This window comes from Psychrobacter sp. M9-54-1 (assembly GCF_016613355.1).
Taxonomy (GTDB): Bacteria; Pseudomonadota; Gammaproteobacteria; order Pseudomonadales; family Moraxellaceae; genus Psychrobacter; species Psychrobacter faecalis.
This window is the reverse complement of sequence record NZ_JADGFW010000024.1, coordinates 1-16306: the sequence shown is the minus strand read 5'-3', so window position 1 is coordinate 16306 and position 16306 is coordinate 1. Positions and strand designations below refer to the sequence as shown.

Sequence of the window (16306 nt, the reverse complement as noted above, 5' to 3'; positions counted from 1 at the left end):
AAGTAATATTGCGATAAGCAAGCTGGGTTTGCTACTGTTGATGGCTACAAATTTATTCGCTTGTCAAAAACATTTGAAAAAAACGTAACAATTAAAAAAAGGATTTATTATGCGTAGTGCAACTTATGATCATTTTGGCAAACCAACTGAAGTATTAAGCCTCGGCGACCGTCCTATCCCCGAGCCAAAAGCTAATGAAGTGCGCGTCAAAACCATTCTCGCCTCCATCCATAACCATGATCTGCTTACCATTCGTGGTCAGTATGGCTTTAAACCTGAAATGCCGGCTATCGGTGGTAGCGAAGCGTTAGGTATTATTGACGCCGTTGGTAGCGACGTTAAAGACTTAAAAGTCGGGCAACGCGTGGCGGCTGCCAGTGTACAAGCAACGTGGGCAGAGTATTTTGTCGCATCAGCGGATATGGTATTTCCTATCCCTGATAGTTTAGAAGATGAAATGGCCGCGCAGCTGATTGCTATGCCGCTCAGTGCGTTGATGTTATTAGAATTCTTAGAAGTAGAAAGCGGTCAATGGGTTATCCATAATGCGGCAAACGGTGCAGTCGGTAAGTCGCTTGCCATGCTAGCAGCGGCGCGCGGCGTCAAAACCATTAATCTGGTAAGAAGTGACGATGCCATAAAAGAGTTAGATACTCTCGGTATCAAAAACAATATCAACACCTCAGATGATGACTGGAAAGAGCAAGTCAAAGCGATCATCGGTGATGACAAAATCAGTGCGGCGGTCGATTCGGTCGGCGGCGAAAATAGCGGCGATTTGTTATCGTTACTCGGTCATGGTGGCACCTTCGCCGCCTTTGGGGCGATGTCGGGCAAACCTATGGTCATCAATCCTACCCATATGATTTTCAAGCAAGCAGTGATGAAAGGATTTTGGGGCAGTAAACTTAGTCAAGAAATGAGCGTGGAGAATAAGCAGCGCCTAGTGAATGAGCTGATCGATAGAGCGGTAGACGGACAATTAAAACTGCCTGTAGAAGCGGTATTTGATTTGGCCGATATCGTGAAAGCGGTCGATGGCAAATTGCAGTCAGGCAAAAAAGGTAAGGTACTGCTAAAACCTTGAATTATTATTCATTTATTATTTAGCTAACCTTCGTTTTATGGACAATGGCAGCGTTCTTTATTAAGAGCGCTGCCATTTCTTATGGCGGCTTTTTCTAACCTATCTCTTATAGCCTACCGCGCAATATCTTGATAAATAGCAACAACGTTCCTTTACCAAAGTCAGGTTGCAGCTCGCAAGACCCGCTTGTTAAGGTTGATGGGCAATTATCTACTAACATGGCTTAAAAATTAAAACATTGGGTGGTGTGTCAAAAAGTATGCTGATTAAAATTTGAATAATTTTTGAAGTCTTGAAAGCCCTATAGAATCAGAGAACTTCGCATAGATTTCTTATTGGCTTTCATCGCCAGCATACTTTTTAGAACACCACCAATTAAAATAATAAAAGGAATCATCATGCGTAGCGCAACTTATAACGAATTTGGCAAACCTTCAGAAGTACTGAGTATCACCGACAGCCCTACCCCAGAACCAAAAAATAACGAAGTCCGTATCAAAACTATTCTGTCCTCTATTCACAATCACGACATCGTGACCATAAAAGGCGAATACGGTAATAAACCACAATTACCTGCCACTGGTGGCTCTGAGGCGGTTGGTACGATTGATGCGTTAGGTAAAGACGTCAAATGTTTTAAACAAGGTCAGCGCGTCGTCGTGTCTGGCGTAACAGGCACATGGGCGGAATATTTTGTCGCTCCGGCAAAAAGCCTTATCCCTATTCCAGACGCCATCGATGATGAAATGGCCGCACAGTTAATTGCCATGCCGATGAGTGCGTTGCTGTTGATTGAATTTTTAAACATCGAACCCGGTCAATGGGTCATTCAAAACGCCGCCAATGGCGCAGTCGGTGAATCGCTTGCGATGTTGGCTGCCGAGCGCGGCATCAATACCATCAACGTCGTGCGTAGTAAAGAGTCAGCAAACGAGCTGACTGAGATTGGTATCACCGAAAACAACGTCGTGAGCGATGATGACGACTGGAAAGATCAAGTTCGTCAAATTATCGGTGATGCAAAAATCAGCGGCGCAGTCGACTCTGTCGGCGGTCAATCTGGCGGCGACTTACTAAGCTTACTCGGTCATGGCGGTATTATGGCAGCGGTGGGTGCGATGTCTGGTCAGCCGCTCGCGCTGAATCCGACTCATCTTATCTTTAAGCAAGCGACACTCAAGGGGTTTTGGGGTGGTGCGATGATGCAAAAGATGGATGCGGATAATAAAAGCCGTTTGATAAAAGAGCTTATCGAGCGCGCCGCCAGTGGTAAATTAAAGCTACCAACAGGTGGCATTTATACGCTGGATAATATTAAAGAAGCGGTATCTGGCAAGGTACAATCTGGCAAAAAAGGCAAAGTATTGTTAAAACCTTAATATATTTCGTTATAAATTCACTCAAATAAAAGAGCAATACAAAAGGATTCAGACAATGTCGAATAACAAAACCTTTAAAGCCTTAGTCGTCGAAGAAACCAGCAACGGTACGTTCGATAAAAGCATTCAAACGCGTAACGTCAGTGACTTGCCTAAAAATGATTTATTAATCGAAGTGCATTACTCATCGTTAAATTTCAAAGATGCCATGTCAGCATCAGGTAATAAAAGAATCACCAAAAACTACCCACACACTCCTGGTATTGATGCTGCAGGCGTGGTGGTCAGTGATAAGTCTGGCACATTTTCCGAGGGTCAAGAAGTCGTGGTCTTTGGTTATGATTTGGGTATGGATACCGATGGCGGTCTCAGTCAGATGATATCTATCCCTGCCGATTGGGCGGTCGAATGCCCATCTTCTTTAACGCTAAAAGAAGCCATGATATATGGTACGGGCGGCTTAACCGCAGCATTAAGTGTGCAAAAGTTAGAGAAAATGGGCGCAAAACCTGAAGACGGTCCAGTCGCGGTCACGGGTGCAACCGGCGGTGTCGGTAGTATAAGTATCGCCATATTAAGTCAGCTTGGCTATGAGGTCATCGCCTTTTCTGGCAAGCCGGAGCAAAGTGACTATTTAAAAGCGCTTGGCGCAAGCGAAGTCCGTCACCGCGATAGTATCAATGAAATCGGCGATAGACCTGTCGGTCGTGAGCTATGGGCAAACGCCATTGACACCATCGGCGGCGACTATTTGGCAAACCTACTAAAGCAAACCAAAGCGGGCGGCGCAGTGACCTCTTGCGGCTTGGCGGGCGGTGCTGAGTTTTCGATGACGGTATTGCCGTTTATCACCCGCGCGGTGTCCCTACTCGGTATCGATTCGGTCTATATTCCCCTAGCTGATAAAAAAGCCATTTGGCAGCGCGTCAGTACTGATATGAAGTTGCCTAATTTAGAGAATTATTGCGAAGAGATTACGCTTGAGCAAACACCTGAGTACTTAGATCGCTTTATGGCTAGTCAGACGGTTGGGCGTTATGTGGTGAATGTGCGGGGTTAAAGCTTAGATTGTTAACAGCTAAATTTTATAAGCAGTGGCGGTGTTCTTCACTTTGGAGAGCACCGCTATTTTTTTAAATCTTATAACAGAATTTTATAAACTCCAAAAATTGCGATTTAATGCAAGAACCATAAAAACACTTATCAACTATAGTAAACTCTATTAGCTTAATAAGAAAATAAGGAAGCCATAGTGTTTGAAATAGGAAAAATCTATAACCGTCGTTCTGATATACACAATATATATAAAGGGCAACAATATGGTGGCATAGCAACGCCTGCCGAGCATCCATATATATTTATTTTTACCGGCGATGCTGGCGGCGAATATGGCTATATTGATGATTTTGACCCTAACGGCACCTTTAAATATACGGGTGAAGGCCAAGAAGGCGACATGAGAATGACCAAAGGTAATTTGGCAATTCATGACCATCAAAAAAACAATAAAGAAATTCTACTTTTCGAATCAACATCACGAGGCTTTGTACGGTTTTTAGGGTATTGTAATTACGTTTTTCATCATATTGAAGAACGGCCAGATAGAAATGGCGAGCTTCGTGGCGCTATCGTTTTTCATCTAGATATAGTTAATACTAAAAATATTGATACAACTCAAACTCTGCCATCTAAAGTAGTTGAAGCCCCTAAAGCCGTTTATATCACTAAGCCTAGTAAAGGTAAGTCATTACAGCAATTACGAGAGATTGCCTTAAGTTCAACACCAATCCACGCAAGCACTCAAGAAAAAATTCAGTCTATTCAAAACCGTAGTACAGCAATTAAGCTGTATGCTAAAAAAAGAGCTAATGGTTTATGCGAGGGATGTAATGGGACAGCGCCATTTGAAACTAAATCTGGACCTTATCTGGAAGTTCATCATCTAACTAGATTGGCAGATGGTGGTGCGGACTTAACTCAAAACGTTATTGCGTTATGTCCTACCTGTCATCGAAAAGCTCACTACTCTTTAGGCCATTTAGAATTTAATAATAAGTTAATAAACAAAGTTGCTGCTATCGAAGCAAAACTTATCGAGTAAAACTTTTATGTTTAAAACAAAAAACACCCAACCAAGTTGAGTGTTTTAACTAAAGAGAAGTGCCGCTAAATCAAATTATTTTTTCTTCTTTTTCTCAGCACGTTTTTTCTCAATCAGGGTTTGAGCGGTAGTATTTTCTTCCCACCAATCGCCCATATCTTGCCAGTAGAGATAAGCCTGCTCTTTACCACCAATTTCGATACCATAACTATTGATACCCATACCGCGTGGTCTAGGATGACGCTTTTTAAGAATTTCATGCGCCACTTCAGGCAAGTTATCTTTTGCGATATCCCACTCTTTTTCAGCCTTATCTAATTTATCTTGATAACAGTAAGCCAGCACCTTACCGAAAGCGATATTTGCAAGCATATCCTCTGGATAGTTGCCGCAAATTCGAATTATTTTCTGATACTCTTCGGTAAACATGTACCATTCTATCAGCGCTTCACGCATACCTAGGTTATCATTAGGGCAAACTTGTAGCAGCCTTTCTCCTTGCTCGCAGGCTTCATCAAAGCTCATATTGTCAGCATAGACATTTGCCAGCTGAAACAGCGCTCGCAAAAAGGGACGGTTCTCCATGATGCCCCATGGCAGCTTACTTTTTTGCCAATTAAAGTTTTTGGGGAAATACTCTAAGTATAGGCGCATACATTCGCGGCTACTCAATAGTGCTAAAAAGCTGTCATCATGCTGCTCACACAAAAATGCTAAGTTAAAGTAAGCATCAGGGTCATTCATATTCTCTAATACTAAAAACTGAGCAATATCACGAGCCACTTCATAACCTTCTTTCTCCAGCGTCATCTGTATCACTTGGAATGAGGTTGGCGGCTGCTCATCAAAGTCTTGCACAATTTCATGCTGAAATTTGGTCATGACTTCATTCATAATATCGTTGATATCACGACCTCTTTTTACCTCGGCATCTACAAAGGCTTTTATTTTAAGATTAAGCGCTCTACCAGCGCCAAGCGCATTTGATCTATTGTCAGCCAACTTATCGCTAACGTCATCTTCAAACATCCACTCGTTTTGTCCCACATGAACCAGTTTCATAGTCCATCACTCCTTTGCGTTGATATTACAATCATAGCATATGAATAATTATTCCCACTCAATCGTCGCCGGCGGCTTACTCGACACATCATAAGTCACGCGAGATACTTCCGCGATTTCATTCATGATGCGGTTCGATACCGTTTCAATCAAATCATACGGCAGATGCGCAAAGCGAGCCGTCATAAAGTCTACGGTCTCAACGGCACGTAACGCGATCACCCACGCATAGCGGCGACCATCACCGACCACACCGACAGATTTGATTGGTTGGAATACAGCAAATGCTTGCGCGGTTTTGTCGTACCAGCCAGAGCGCTCCAGCTCTTGCATAAAGATCGCATCGGCAAGGCGCAGGATATCGGCATATTCCTTTTTGACTTCGCCAAGGATACGCACGCCCAAACCCGGACCTGGGAACGGATGACGATAGATCATTTTCTCTGGTAGGCCAAGGGTGATACCAAGTTTACGCACTTCATCTTTAAACAAATCGCGTAATGGCTCGACCAACTCAAACGCCAAATCGTCTGGCAGACCGCCAACGTTATGATGGCTCTTAATGACATGCGCTTTGCCTTGATGCGATTTTGCTGATTCGATAACGTCAGGGTAAATCGTCCCTTGTGCCAGAAACTCAATGACTTTGCCATCGCTTTGCGCGCTGATTTCACGGGCGCTATTGGCGAACACATCGATAAAGGTTTTGCCGATGATTTTACGTTTGGCTTCGGGATCAGACTCGCCTGCTAAGGCGTTTAAGAATAAATCTTCGGCATCGACACGGATGACTTTGACACCCATGTTTTCAGCGAACACTTGCATCACCTGATCTCCTTCGTGCAAACGCAAGAGACCATTATCAACGAACACACAGGTCAGCTGATCGCCAATGGCTTTATGCAATAGCGCGGCAACCACTGAGCTATCGACACCGCCGGATAAACCGAGCAATACTTGTTTGTCACCGATTTGCTCTTTGAGCTGCGCCACGCGCATATCGATAATATTGTCAGGCGTCCAATCGCCGGCGCAGTCGCAAATCTGATGGACAAAACGACCCAATAACGCTTGACCTTGTAGGGTATGCGTCACTTCAGGATGGAACTGTAGACCATAGTACTGTTTGGCATCATCGGCCATAATCGCAATCGGACAGCTTGGCGTACTGGCGATAATATCGAAACCTTGTGGCGCTTCAATGACCTTATCGCCATGACTCATCCACACATCTAGCTTGGCGGTGTTGCTGTCCGTCACGCTATCTTCAATACCATCAGTGAGCTGCGACTGACCATTAACTTCAATCGTCGCGGCGCCAAATTCATGGATATCACTGGCATGAACTTTACCACCGAAACGATCCGCCATCGCCTGCATGCCGTAGCAAATGCCCAATACTGGCACACCAAGCTCAAACACGGCGTCATTGATACGCGGGCTATTTTCCGCATGCACGCTCTCAGGGCCGCCCGATAGGATGACACCTTTTGCGCCAAAGTCCGTGATGCGCTGGGTGTCGATATCATAAGGGAACATCTCACAAAAAACGCCAGAGTCGCGTACACGGCGAGCAATCAGTTGGCTATATTGCGAGCCAAAATCAAGAATAAGAATACGATCTTCTTTGATAGTAGGGATAGCAGCGGCAGTGGTCATAAATCGATGTCCATCAAGAAAAAATTAGTGCCCTATTTTAACAAGTTTGCGCCTATTAATGGCTATTAGATGGTGAATTATTGACGATTTTTGCGAGATATTACGCCTTGATAAGAATAATACGCCAACGCGAACCCCAATAATGCCGCTACTAAATAAAAGTCATAAATTTTTATTATACAAAAGACGAGTCTATATGAAATATTTGTTTATATTGTGCTATGCTCAAACGATAAATATGTTTGCTTTAGGATTGGTGATTGGCATAAGCGCTTAATATCGTATGATTTTTACGATAACCCTGAGCCTAATCATTCATCTATGCTGAGTAGAAAAACTGAATCAGCTTTAACCGAATTCTTTAGTATAAAACCGTGATAACGAATCGACAGGTATGTCCCTATGAGCATAATCAAATCTCTTATTCGTAAAACCACCAACTTTCCTGCTACCAAAAACACTGATAATAATTTAGAACCTATCCAAAAAAATAATACGGCTACTAATTCGACTGCCAATACGCCTATTGAGCAGACGCGCTGGAACGGTTGGGGCAATGTCAGTATCAATAAAACTGTCTCGCCGCATGGTGCAAAATTAATAAAATCACATATCGGTAAAACCAAAAAACTGTCCTCTGTGAGCTTACAACAGGTACTCAAAACTGTACCAAAATCACGCCTGCCTGCTGCGCTCACCGACCTTAATATCGTCTCAACTGATAAAGAAGTGAGGCTCAGACATGCGCGCGGTCAAAGCTTCCCTGATTGGATAGCGATGCATGGCGGCGACTTTGAAGTATTTCCTGATGGAGTCGCTTTTCCTGAATCGACCGCTGATGTCGAGACTTTATTAACGCTCGCCAATGAGCATGACTTAATTGTCATTCCTTTTGGTGGCGGCACCTCCGTGGTCGGTCATATCAACCCACAAAAGGGTTCACGTCCAGTCCTTACCATCGCCATGAGCAAGATGGATCAGCTGCTTGACTTAGATTTTGAGAGCCAAATCGCAACCTTTGGCGCGGGCACACAAGGGCCAGCTGTCGAAGCGCAATTGGACGCGCACGGTTACCGCCTAGGACATTATCCGCAGTCTTGGGAGCTATCAACGCTTGGTGGTTGGATTGCCGCGCGCTCTAGCGGTCAGCAGTCATTGGGCTACGGACGCATCGAGCAGATATTTGCCGGTGGTACATTAGTCACTCCGCAAGGTGTGCTCAATATCGCCGATATTCCAGCGTCATCAGCAGGACCTGATTTGCGTGAGATGATGATGGGCACTGAGGGTCGTGCTGGTATTTTTACAACAGTCAAAATGCGTGTACAACCGCAGCCTGAGGAAGAACTGTTTAAAGTGGCTTTCCTGCCTAATTGGGAAGCAGGTAAAGAAGTGCTTAGACAAGCGGTGCAAAAAAATGTTCGCTTATCTATGTTACGTCTCAGTAATGCCGTCGAAACTGATGCGCATCTGCATTTAGGCACGTCACCGAGCCAATTTTTAGCCATTAGCACCTATCTAAAAGCCCGTGGACTAAGCTCAGATAAGGTTATGCTCACTTACGGCGTATCAGGCGATAAAGCGCAGAATAAATTGGCGCTGACACAGTTTAATAAGCTGTTAAAGCAGCACGGTAGTGTCACGGGTAAAATCACTGATATCATGGGCAGTGTTTGGGCGCATGGGCGCTTTAAATTCCCTTATTTGCGTGGCACTTTATGGGACAAAGGCATCATGGTCGATACCTTTGAAACTGCTACTAATTGGAATAATATCGACGAGCAGATGCAGCAGATGCAAGAAGCGGTACAAAACGCCTTGGCAGATGAAAATGAGGAGGTCATGGCCTTTACCCATATCTCACACGTCTATAAGCAAGGTGCGAGCCTTTATACCACCTACTTTTTCCGCGCGGCAAAAGACCATGCGACTACCTTACAGCGCTGGCAAAAAATTAAACATGCTGCCAGTGTTAGCCTTGCTCATGGTAAAGCGACCATCTCGCATCAACACGGCGTTGGCCGTGATCATGCGCCGTATCTTGCCGTCGAAAAAGGAAAGCTTGGCATGCAAGTAACCCATGATATGCTCAAAAGCCTAGACCCTGAACAGCGTATGAACCCAGGTGTATTGCTTGAGAAGTAATAAACCAATTAAGAAGAGTGAGATATGACTCAAACCAAGCAACGCCAACAAGCATTAGCGCCTTTATCTTGTGGCTCGTCTCAAGTAAAACCTTGGGACATGCTTATCATCGGTGGCGGCATTACTGGCGCTGGGATTGCGCGCGAAGCGGCACGGCGCGGCTTAGCAGTATTGTTAATCGAACAAAAAGACTTTGCTTGGGGCACCTCCAGCCGTTCAAGCAAGATGGTACATGGCGGATTGCGCTACATTGCCTCGGGTGATTATAAAACCACCTTGCTGAGCGTGCGCGAGCGTGAGCGTATGCTCAGTGAAGCAAGCGGCCTTGTGAATGAAATGCACTACATCATGCCGCATTATAAAGGCAAGTTTCCGCCGCCATGGATATTTAAAATTTTATTACGCGTTTACGATGGACTGGCGGGCAAGCGCTACTCTAAGTACTTTAAAAAAGATGCCTTTCTTAGCCTGAACCCAAATATCAAACAAGACAAATTTTTGGGTGCCAGTCAATTTAGCGATGCGGTGACCGATGACTCGCGGCTGGTGATGCGCGTCCTTGCTGAGGCGATTCACGACGGCGCGCAGGCGATTAATTACCTAAAAGCCGAAACGTTGATTACCAATGAACAAGGCTTGGTAGTAGGCGCAACACTAAAAGACACTTCTTCTGAGGACAATGCTCAAAATAATATTCAAAACAATGTTCAAAGCAATGCTCAAAGTTACAATATTTACGCCAAAGTGGTGGTCAGTGCCACAGGCGCTTGGGCGGATACCTTACGGATGCAAGCCAGTAAACAGACTGAGCAAAGTTTTCATAAGCAAATTCGTCCGTCACGCGGCAGTCACTTGGTCGTGAGCAAAGAGCGCTTGCCAATCGAGCAAGCCTATACCTTTTTGCATCCTGAAGATAAAAGAGCGGTATTTGTCTTTCCGTGGGAAAACCGTACCGTGCTTGGCACCACTGATTTGGATCATCCCCCTTTGGACGATAGCGAGGTTGGCATCACGAATGAAGAGGTCGATTATTTATTAACGGCGACTAACGAGCTGTTTAATGATGCCAAGCTTAACCGAGAAGATGTCATTAGTACTTGGGCGGGCGTGCGTCCGCTGATCTCAGAAGGCAATGCTAGAGAGGATGGCAAACGCGTCAGCCCCAGTAAAGAAAAGCGCGACCACAGCGTGTGGCTCGACAATAACCTCGTCACCGTTAGCGGCGGCAAGCTAACAACCTTTCGCCTGATTGCTTTAGATGTCCTTGAAAAGTGTCAAGAAGTGCTCACCCTTGATAAGTCTGTCATTCAAAAGCAAACCTTAAATGATGATCACGTTTTTAGCAATACCGCGCCAACCAATCCTAAATTTTTTACTTTACCAAAAGCTCTACAACAACGCTTACAAGGGTTTTACGGTCGCCAGCTTGATACTTTACTTGAGCTTGCGCATGAAGATGATTTGGCTTATGTCACCGACAGCAATACCATTTGGGCAGAGATCCGTTTTGCCGCGCGCCATGAGCAAGTCATGCATTTAGATGATTTATTACTGCGGCGTACGCGCTTGGGTTTAATCCTACCGCATGGCGCAATGACGCCACTTATCAGCGCAAGACTGAAGCAGATATGTCAGCAAGAGCTCGGCTGGGATGAGCAAAAATGGCAGCAAGAAGCCCAGCTCTATCAAAAGCTATGGCAACGCTACTACTACTTACCTGCGGCTTAGCGCTTTTCTATTATATTAATAGTCATTGCTACTGATATAATTTTTCTTTGCTTGCTGTGCCTACGCAGACAGAGGCTGCGGAAAAATTACACCAGTAGTAAGCGATAATCATAGTGTGTTTTTATTTTGCGCTATCTATCTATTTTTACATAGTTAAGGACGACTATGGCCACTACCTTTGATGACCCTATTTATTTCTTAGCCATCGATAATGGCACCCAAAGTGTCAGAGCACTTATCTTTGACCAATTTGGCACTGAGATTGCTAAAGCGCGCGTTCCTATCGAGCCTTATTTTTCTACTGAGCCTAATTTTTCTGAGCAGCATGCCGACTATTATTGGCAAAAGCTAAGCGAGGCTTGTCAGCAACTGTGGCACACCAGCGCTATAAGCCCTGAGCAAATCGCAGGCGTCAGTCTCGCCACCCAGCGCTATACCATGATTTGCCTCGATAAAGATAAGCAGCCACTGCGCCCAGCTATTGTATGGATGGATTTGCGCCGCGGCGAAAACAACGATATCGGTTTTTTAAACCCACTAACCAAAATTATTGGCATGGGCGAACTGGTACAAGAGGCGCAGCAAAAAGCCCGCTGTAATTGGCTTGCATACCATGAACCAGAGATGTGGGCAAAGACCGCCCATTACGTCAATCTATCTGCGTATCTTACTTATCAGCTGACAGGCGAATTAGCCGATTCCAACGGTCATGCCCTAGGCTATCTGCCTTACGATTATAAAGCGCAAACATGGCTAAAACCTAAAGATTTTAAATGGCGCTTCTTTAGCTGTCGACCTGAGCAAATGCCTAAGATTGTCGCGCCAGGTCAGCCACTTGGCCGTATCAGCGCCAAAGCGGCTAAAGCCACAGGGATTTTAGAAGGCACGCCGATGATTGCTGCCGCTAGCGATAAAGCGTGCGAAGCGTTGGGGTCGGCAGGTCTCGCTGCTGACACTGCCTGTTTAAGCTTTGGTACTACTGCGACTATCAATACCACGTCGAGCAATTACGTCGAAATCCTTAAACACATGCCCGCCTACACCGCAGCCGCGCCAAACTACTACAATCATGAGTACATGATTTATCGCGGCTTTTGGATGGTCAGCTGGTTTAAAGAACAATTTGCCCACTATGAAGAGCAGCTAGCAAAGACGCAAGGCATCGATACCGAAAAGCTCCTCGATCAAGCAGTTAAAGATATTCCAGCCGGTTGTATGGGGCTGATGATGCAGCCGTATTGGTCACCTGGCGTCCGTCATCCGGGACTTGAGGGCAAAGGTGCGCTCATTGGTTTTGGTGATGTGCATACGCGGGCGCACGTTTACCGCGCTATCTTGGAAGGACTGGCTTATGAGCTGAAACTGGGCTTTGATACCATTGAAAAGCGCACAGGCAAAACTATCAAGCACCTGCGTGTCTCAGGCGGCGGCTCTCAAAGTGACTCAGCGATGCAGCTTACTGCCGATATCTTTGGTATGCCCGCTTATCGACCGCACACTTACGAAGCGTCAGGCTTAGGTGCTGCCATCAACTGCGCAGTCGGACTCGGCGTCTATCCTGACCATGCAGCCGCAACTGAGGCAATGACTCATTTGGGCGATGAGTTCATCCCTATTGAGGCCAACATCCAACTCTACAAACGCCTCTATAATGAGGTTTATCTTAAAATGTATGAGCGCTTAAAACCTTTATATCAAAGCATACAAGATATTACTGGTTATCCTGCCAGATAATATAAAACGTCTGCGCAGCCTAGCCTTAGTATTGATTAGGCATTTTGACTTTCGTAACTGGTTAACCGTCCTTATTGTTTAAGGAGTCCTATTTAAAGCGCTATGAACCCGATTTAAACCCTCTATCAATAGCGATTTAGGACACGCCACATTCAGGCGCATTTTCAGATGCCCCTCCGCGCCATATTTAATCCCTGCATTGAGCTCAACTTTGGCGGCTCGCAGCTTGTCATAAAGCGCCTGATCATCATCACCGTAAGCCGAACAATCGAGCCAAATCAAATACGACGCTTCTGGGCGCATCACCTTGATATCAGGCAGATGCCCTGCTAAAAACTCTAGCGTGATTTCAATATTGTTTTCGATATAAGCCAGCGCCTGCTCTAGCCATCCTCCACCATTTTCATAAGCGCTACGCATTACTTCATAAGCAAATAAATTGAGCTCATATTCATCATTTAACTGCTGCTGCTGACTTATTTTTTTGATTAATGAATTATCTTTAGCAAAGATCATCGAGCCTTTGATCCCCGCTACATTAAAGGTCTTGGTCATTGAGGTTAGACTGACGACGTTATGCGCGTAACCTGCCGCTTCTGCCAATTTTAAAAAAGGCGTAAAGGTATGACCACTCAAGGTTAAATCTTGATGAATCTCATCGCTGACAACCGCCACGTCATGTTTTTTGCAAAGCACAAGCAGCGCCTCAAGCTCATCGGTCGTCCACACGCGTCCGCCAGGATTGTGCGGATTGCATAATAAATATAGCTTAACCTTATGCTCGATTATCTTGGCTTCGATACCAGCTAAATCTAACTGATATTTACCGTCGAATTCTTTTAACGCTGACATCACAAGCGCGCGACCATTTTGCTCAACCTTAGTCATAAAAGGTGTATAAATAGGGTCATTAACCAGTACCGCATCGCCTGCTCCGGTAAAGACGTTCATCATCAGTGCGAGGCTTGGCACAACGCCCGGCGAAAACAAGATATTCTGCTTATCGAGTAGCAAGCCATAACGACTGCTATGCCACTGAATAATCGACTCATACAAAGCCGCAGTGGGTCTGGTATAGCCCAATATGCCATGCTGCGCGACTTGCTCAATCGCCTTTAAGATAGGCTGGGCAGTCTTAAAGTCCATATCCGCCACCCATAACGGAATCGTATCATCGTTATAGTGCCATTTAACTGAACCGGTATTACGTCTATCAATTATCTCATCGAAGTTGTATTGCACCACTATTCTCCTAAGGGGAAAACCTTTGAATAACTAACGTCCCTTAAACTCAGCTTCCCTTCTCTCAACCATCGCCATCGCACCCTCTTTCGCATCTTCTGAATAAAATAAAGGCGGCAGATAGCCATGAATATTCGCTAGCGCCGCTTTTGCGCCATTCCGACTGGCATCTTGCGCTGAGGATAGCAGCCCTTGCACGCCGAGCGGTGCGGCTTGGCAAATCTCTTGAGCAATAGTCATTGCTCGTTCGTATTCTGTACCATTTGCCACTACTTCGCTGACCAAATTTAGACTATCCGCAGTTTGTGCATCAAAGGCTTTACCAGTGAGCAAATACGGCATGGCTTTTTGCCAACCTGCTGCTGCGACGAAACGTACCGTTGCGCCACCAAACGGCATGATACCGCGCTGAACTTCCATTTGTGCAAAGTTGCAGTTATCACTGGCGATAACCACGTCACTATTTAGCATAAGCTCAATGCCCGCGGTAAAGCAGGTTCCTTGTACCGCGACGACCACAGGTTTGCTGCGTAATTTACCGCCAATTCCCCATGGGTCAATCTCATTATCACTAAACTCAAACGCGCCTTTATCCCACTTATCTTGCAACTCCATCAAATCAAGTCCGGCGGTGAAGTGCTCGCCATGGGCAAATATGAGCGCACAACGTAAGTTCTCGTCGTTTTCATAACGCGTCAGTGCTTCGGATAATTGCTTAATCATATGGCTATCAAAGGCATTGCGTTTATCGGCGCGATTGAGCCCGATTAGGCAGATATAGCCGTCGGTTTCATCGGTGATGCGGTTATCGGTACTGGGTTTATTACTTTCCGTTGTCATATTTTTATCCTTTTAAATGCATTATTGTCATCTGCTGCGCTTATAAAATAGCCGCTTTATGCTCATTTGGCTTAGTTTCAATATAGACACCCCCAGGCGATAACGCAAGGATAGATATACGCGCACAGGCAGATTGCTATTTTATTCGCCATAGGTAAATGAGTAGCCATGGATAAACAGATAGAGGGACGCGAAATCTGCTAAACTGGGTGATTATATTCAAACATCGCAGTCCGAAACTATGACCAGTAAGCCCAGCACCAATACATCAAACGCCCGTAGAGCAAATGCTAATACTCATCGCAACCGCTCACCTGAGACCGCCAAAAAGCTCGGCAAGCTACATCCACGCAATCCCCATCAAGGGCGCTATGACTTTACGCTATTGACCCGTGCCCTGCCTGAATTGGCTAAGCACACCATCACTAACCCGAAAGGTGAGCCGACCATTAACTTCTCGGACGCTGAAGCGGTACGCGTCCTAAATCAGGCGTTACTCGCTCATTATTACGGTGTGAAATTTTGGGACATTCCAGAAGGCTATCTCTGCCCGCCGATACCGGGTCGCGCAGACTATATCCATTATATTGCTGATTTACTGGCGCAAACCACGTACGTTAATGCTGACAACACCCCGCCGACGGGTAAAGAAATCCATGCCCTCGATATTGGTACCGGTGCCAGTGCGATTTATCCAATTATCGGTAGCCAAAGCTATGGTTGGCGCTTTACCGCGAGCGACATTGACCCTATTTCAGTCAATACCGCCGCGCTGATTTGCGAAGCCAACCCAAAGCTAAAAAGTGCCGTTAAAGTAAAACTACAGCCTGAGCCTAAGTTTATTTTTAAAAACATCATCGGTCGTCAAGATTACTTCGATGTGGTCGTTTGCAACCCACCGTTTCATGCGTCATTAGAAGAAGCGATGCAAGCCAATACCCGCAAGCAGCATAATCTGCAACGCCATCGTGGTAAGAATGAAAACGAGCAAATCAGCCGCCATTCAACCAAGGCTGGAAATGCTGCGCAAAATCTCAACTTTGGTGGTCAGCATAAAGAGTTGTGGAGTGAGGGCGGCGAAATTGCCTTTTTGACCAAAATGATAAAAGAAAGTCAAGATTTTGCCGAGCACGTTGGCTGGTTTACCAGCTTGGTGTCAAAGTCAGAGAACGTGAAACCATTACAACTGTTATTAAAACAGCTTGATGTTGCCCAAATGCGCATCATCGAGATGAGCCAAGGTCAAAAGAACACCCGTGTTCTAGCGTGGCGCTTTAATATTGACGAAGCGTAATTAACCCCAGTTCGGGATAAGGGCTCAAAAAAAGA

12 protein-coding genes are annotated in these 16306 nt (G+C 45.4%); 8 read left to right on the top strand and 4 right to left on the bottom strand.

Going from position 1 to position 16306, the window contains the following annotated elements; all coding sequences use genetic code 11:
- Positions 1–109 precede the first annotated feature (109 nt).
- The 4 genes from IQ457_RS09660 (at position 110) to IQ457_RS09645 (ending at position 4567) form a co-directional block, all read left to right on the top strand.
- Positions 110–1087: a zinc-binding dehydrogenase gene (locus IQ457_RS09660; protein ID WP_200662995.1), complete on the top strand. Its 978-nt coding sequence runs from the start codon at positions 110–112 to the stop codon at positions 1085–1087.
- Between the two features lie 398 nt (positions 1088–1485).
- Positions 1486–2466: a zinc-binding dehydrogenase gene (locus tag IQ457_RS09655; protein ID WP_200662994.1), complete on the top strand. Its 981-nt coding sequence runs from the start codon at positions 1486–1488 to the stop codon at positions 2464–2466.
- Between the two features lie 55 nt (positions 2467–2521).
- Positions 2522–3526, top strand: a complete 1005-nt coding sequence (locus IQ457_RS09650) for a YhdH/YhfP family quinone oxidoreductase (RefSeq protein WP_200662993.1) — start codon at positions 2522–2524, stop codon at positions 3524–3526.
- A gap of 192 nt (positions 3527–3718) precedes the next feature.
- The gene (locus IQ457_RS09645) at positions 3719–4567 is read left to right on the top strand and encodes an HNH endonuclease (protein WP_200662992.1); all 849 of its coding nucleotides are present in this window, start codon (positions 3719–3721) and stop codon (positions 4565–4567) included.
- Positions 4568–4642: 75 nt separating this feature from the next.
- Here IQ457_RS09645 and IQ457_RS09640 read toward each other — a convergent pair whose 3' ends face one another.
- Together IQ457_RS09640 and guaA are read right to left on the bottom strand one after the other, a co-directional pair.
- Entirely contained in the window at positions 4643–5629 is a 987-nt protein-coding gene (locus IQ457_RS09640) for a tetratricopeptide repeat protein (protein ID WP_068405737.1), read from the bottom strand.
- 48 nt (positions 5630–5677) lie between these two features.
- The gene (gene guaA / locus IQ457_RS09635) at positions 5678–7288 is read right to left on the bottom strand and encodes a glutamine-hydrolyzing GMP synthase (protein WP_191690874.1); all 1611 of its coding nucleotides are present in this window, start codon (positions 7286–7288) and stop codon (positions 5678–5680) included.
- 402 nt (positions 7289–7690) lie between these two features.
- On the opposite strand from guaA, the gene IQ457_RS09630 reads away from it, so the two are divergent.
- From IQ457_RS09630 to IQ457_RS09620, 3 genes are all read left to right on the top strand, one after another.
- A complete protein-coding gene (locus IQ457_RS09630; protein ID WP_200662991.1) occupies positions 7691–9433 on the top strand; it encodes an FAD-binding oxidoreductase in 1743 nt (580 codons plus the stop codon).
- A 24-nt stretch (positions 9434–9457) separates the two neighbouring features.
- Positions 9458–11161: a glycerol-3-phosphate dehydrogenase/oxidase gene (locus tag IQ457_RS09625; protein WP_200662990.1), complete on the top strand. Its 1704-nt coding sequence runs from the start codon at positions 9458–9460 to the stop codon at positions 11159–11161.
- Between the two features lie 165 nt (positions 11162–11326).
- Positions 11327–12895 (top strand): FGGY-family carbohydrate kinase, encoded by a 1569-nt coding sequence (locus tag IQ457_RS09620; RefSeq protein WP_200662989.1) that lies wholly within the window; start codon positions 11327–11329, stop codon positions 12893–12895.
- 78 nt (positions 12896–12973) lie between these two features.
- Here the strand turns inward: IQ457_RS09620 and IQ457_RS09615 are convergent, their stop codons facing one another.
- Both IQ457_RS09615 and IQ457_RS09610 read right to left on the bottom strand, forming a co-directional pair.
- The gene (locus IQ457_RS09615) at positions 12974–14137 is read right to left on the bottom strand and encodes a PatB family C-S lyase (RefSeq protein ID WP_200662988.1); all 1164 of its coding nucleotides are present in this window, start codon (positions 14135–14137) and stop codon (positions 12974–12976) included.
- A 33-nt stretch (positions 14138–14170) separates the two neighbouring features.
- Positions 14171–14977 carry a crotonase/enoyl-CoA hydratase family protein gene (locus tag IQ457_RS09610; protein ID WP_200662987.1) on the bottom strand — a complete coding sequence of 269 codons (807 nt, stop codon included), beginning with the start codon at positions 14975–14977 and terminating at the stop codon, positions 14171–14173.
- A gap of 241 nt (positions 14978–15218) precedes the next feature.
- On the opposite strand from IQ457_RS09610, the gene rlmF reads away from it, so the two are divergent.
- Positions 15219–16271, top strand: a complete 1053-nt coding sequence (gene rlmF / locus IQ457_RS09605) for a 23S rRNA (adenine(1618)-N(6))-methyltransferase RlmF (protein WP_200662986.1) — start codon at positions 15219–15221, stop codon at positions 16269–16271.
- The last annotated feature ends 35 nt before the right edge of the window (positions 16272–16306 follow it).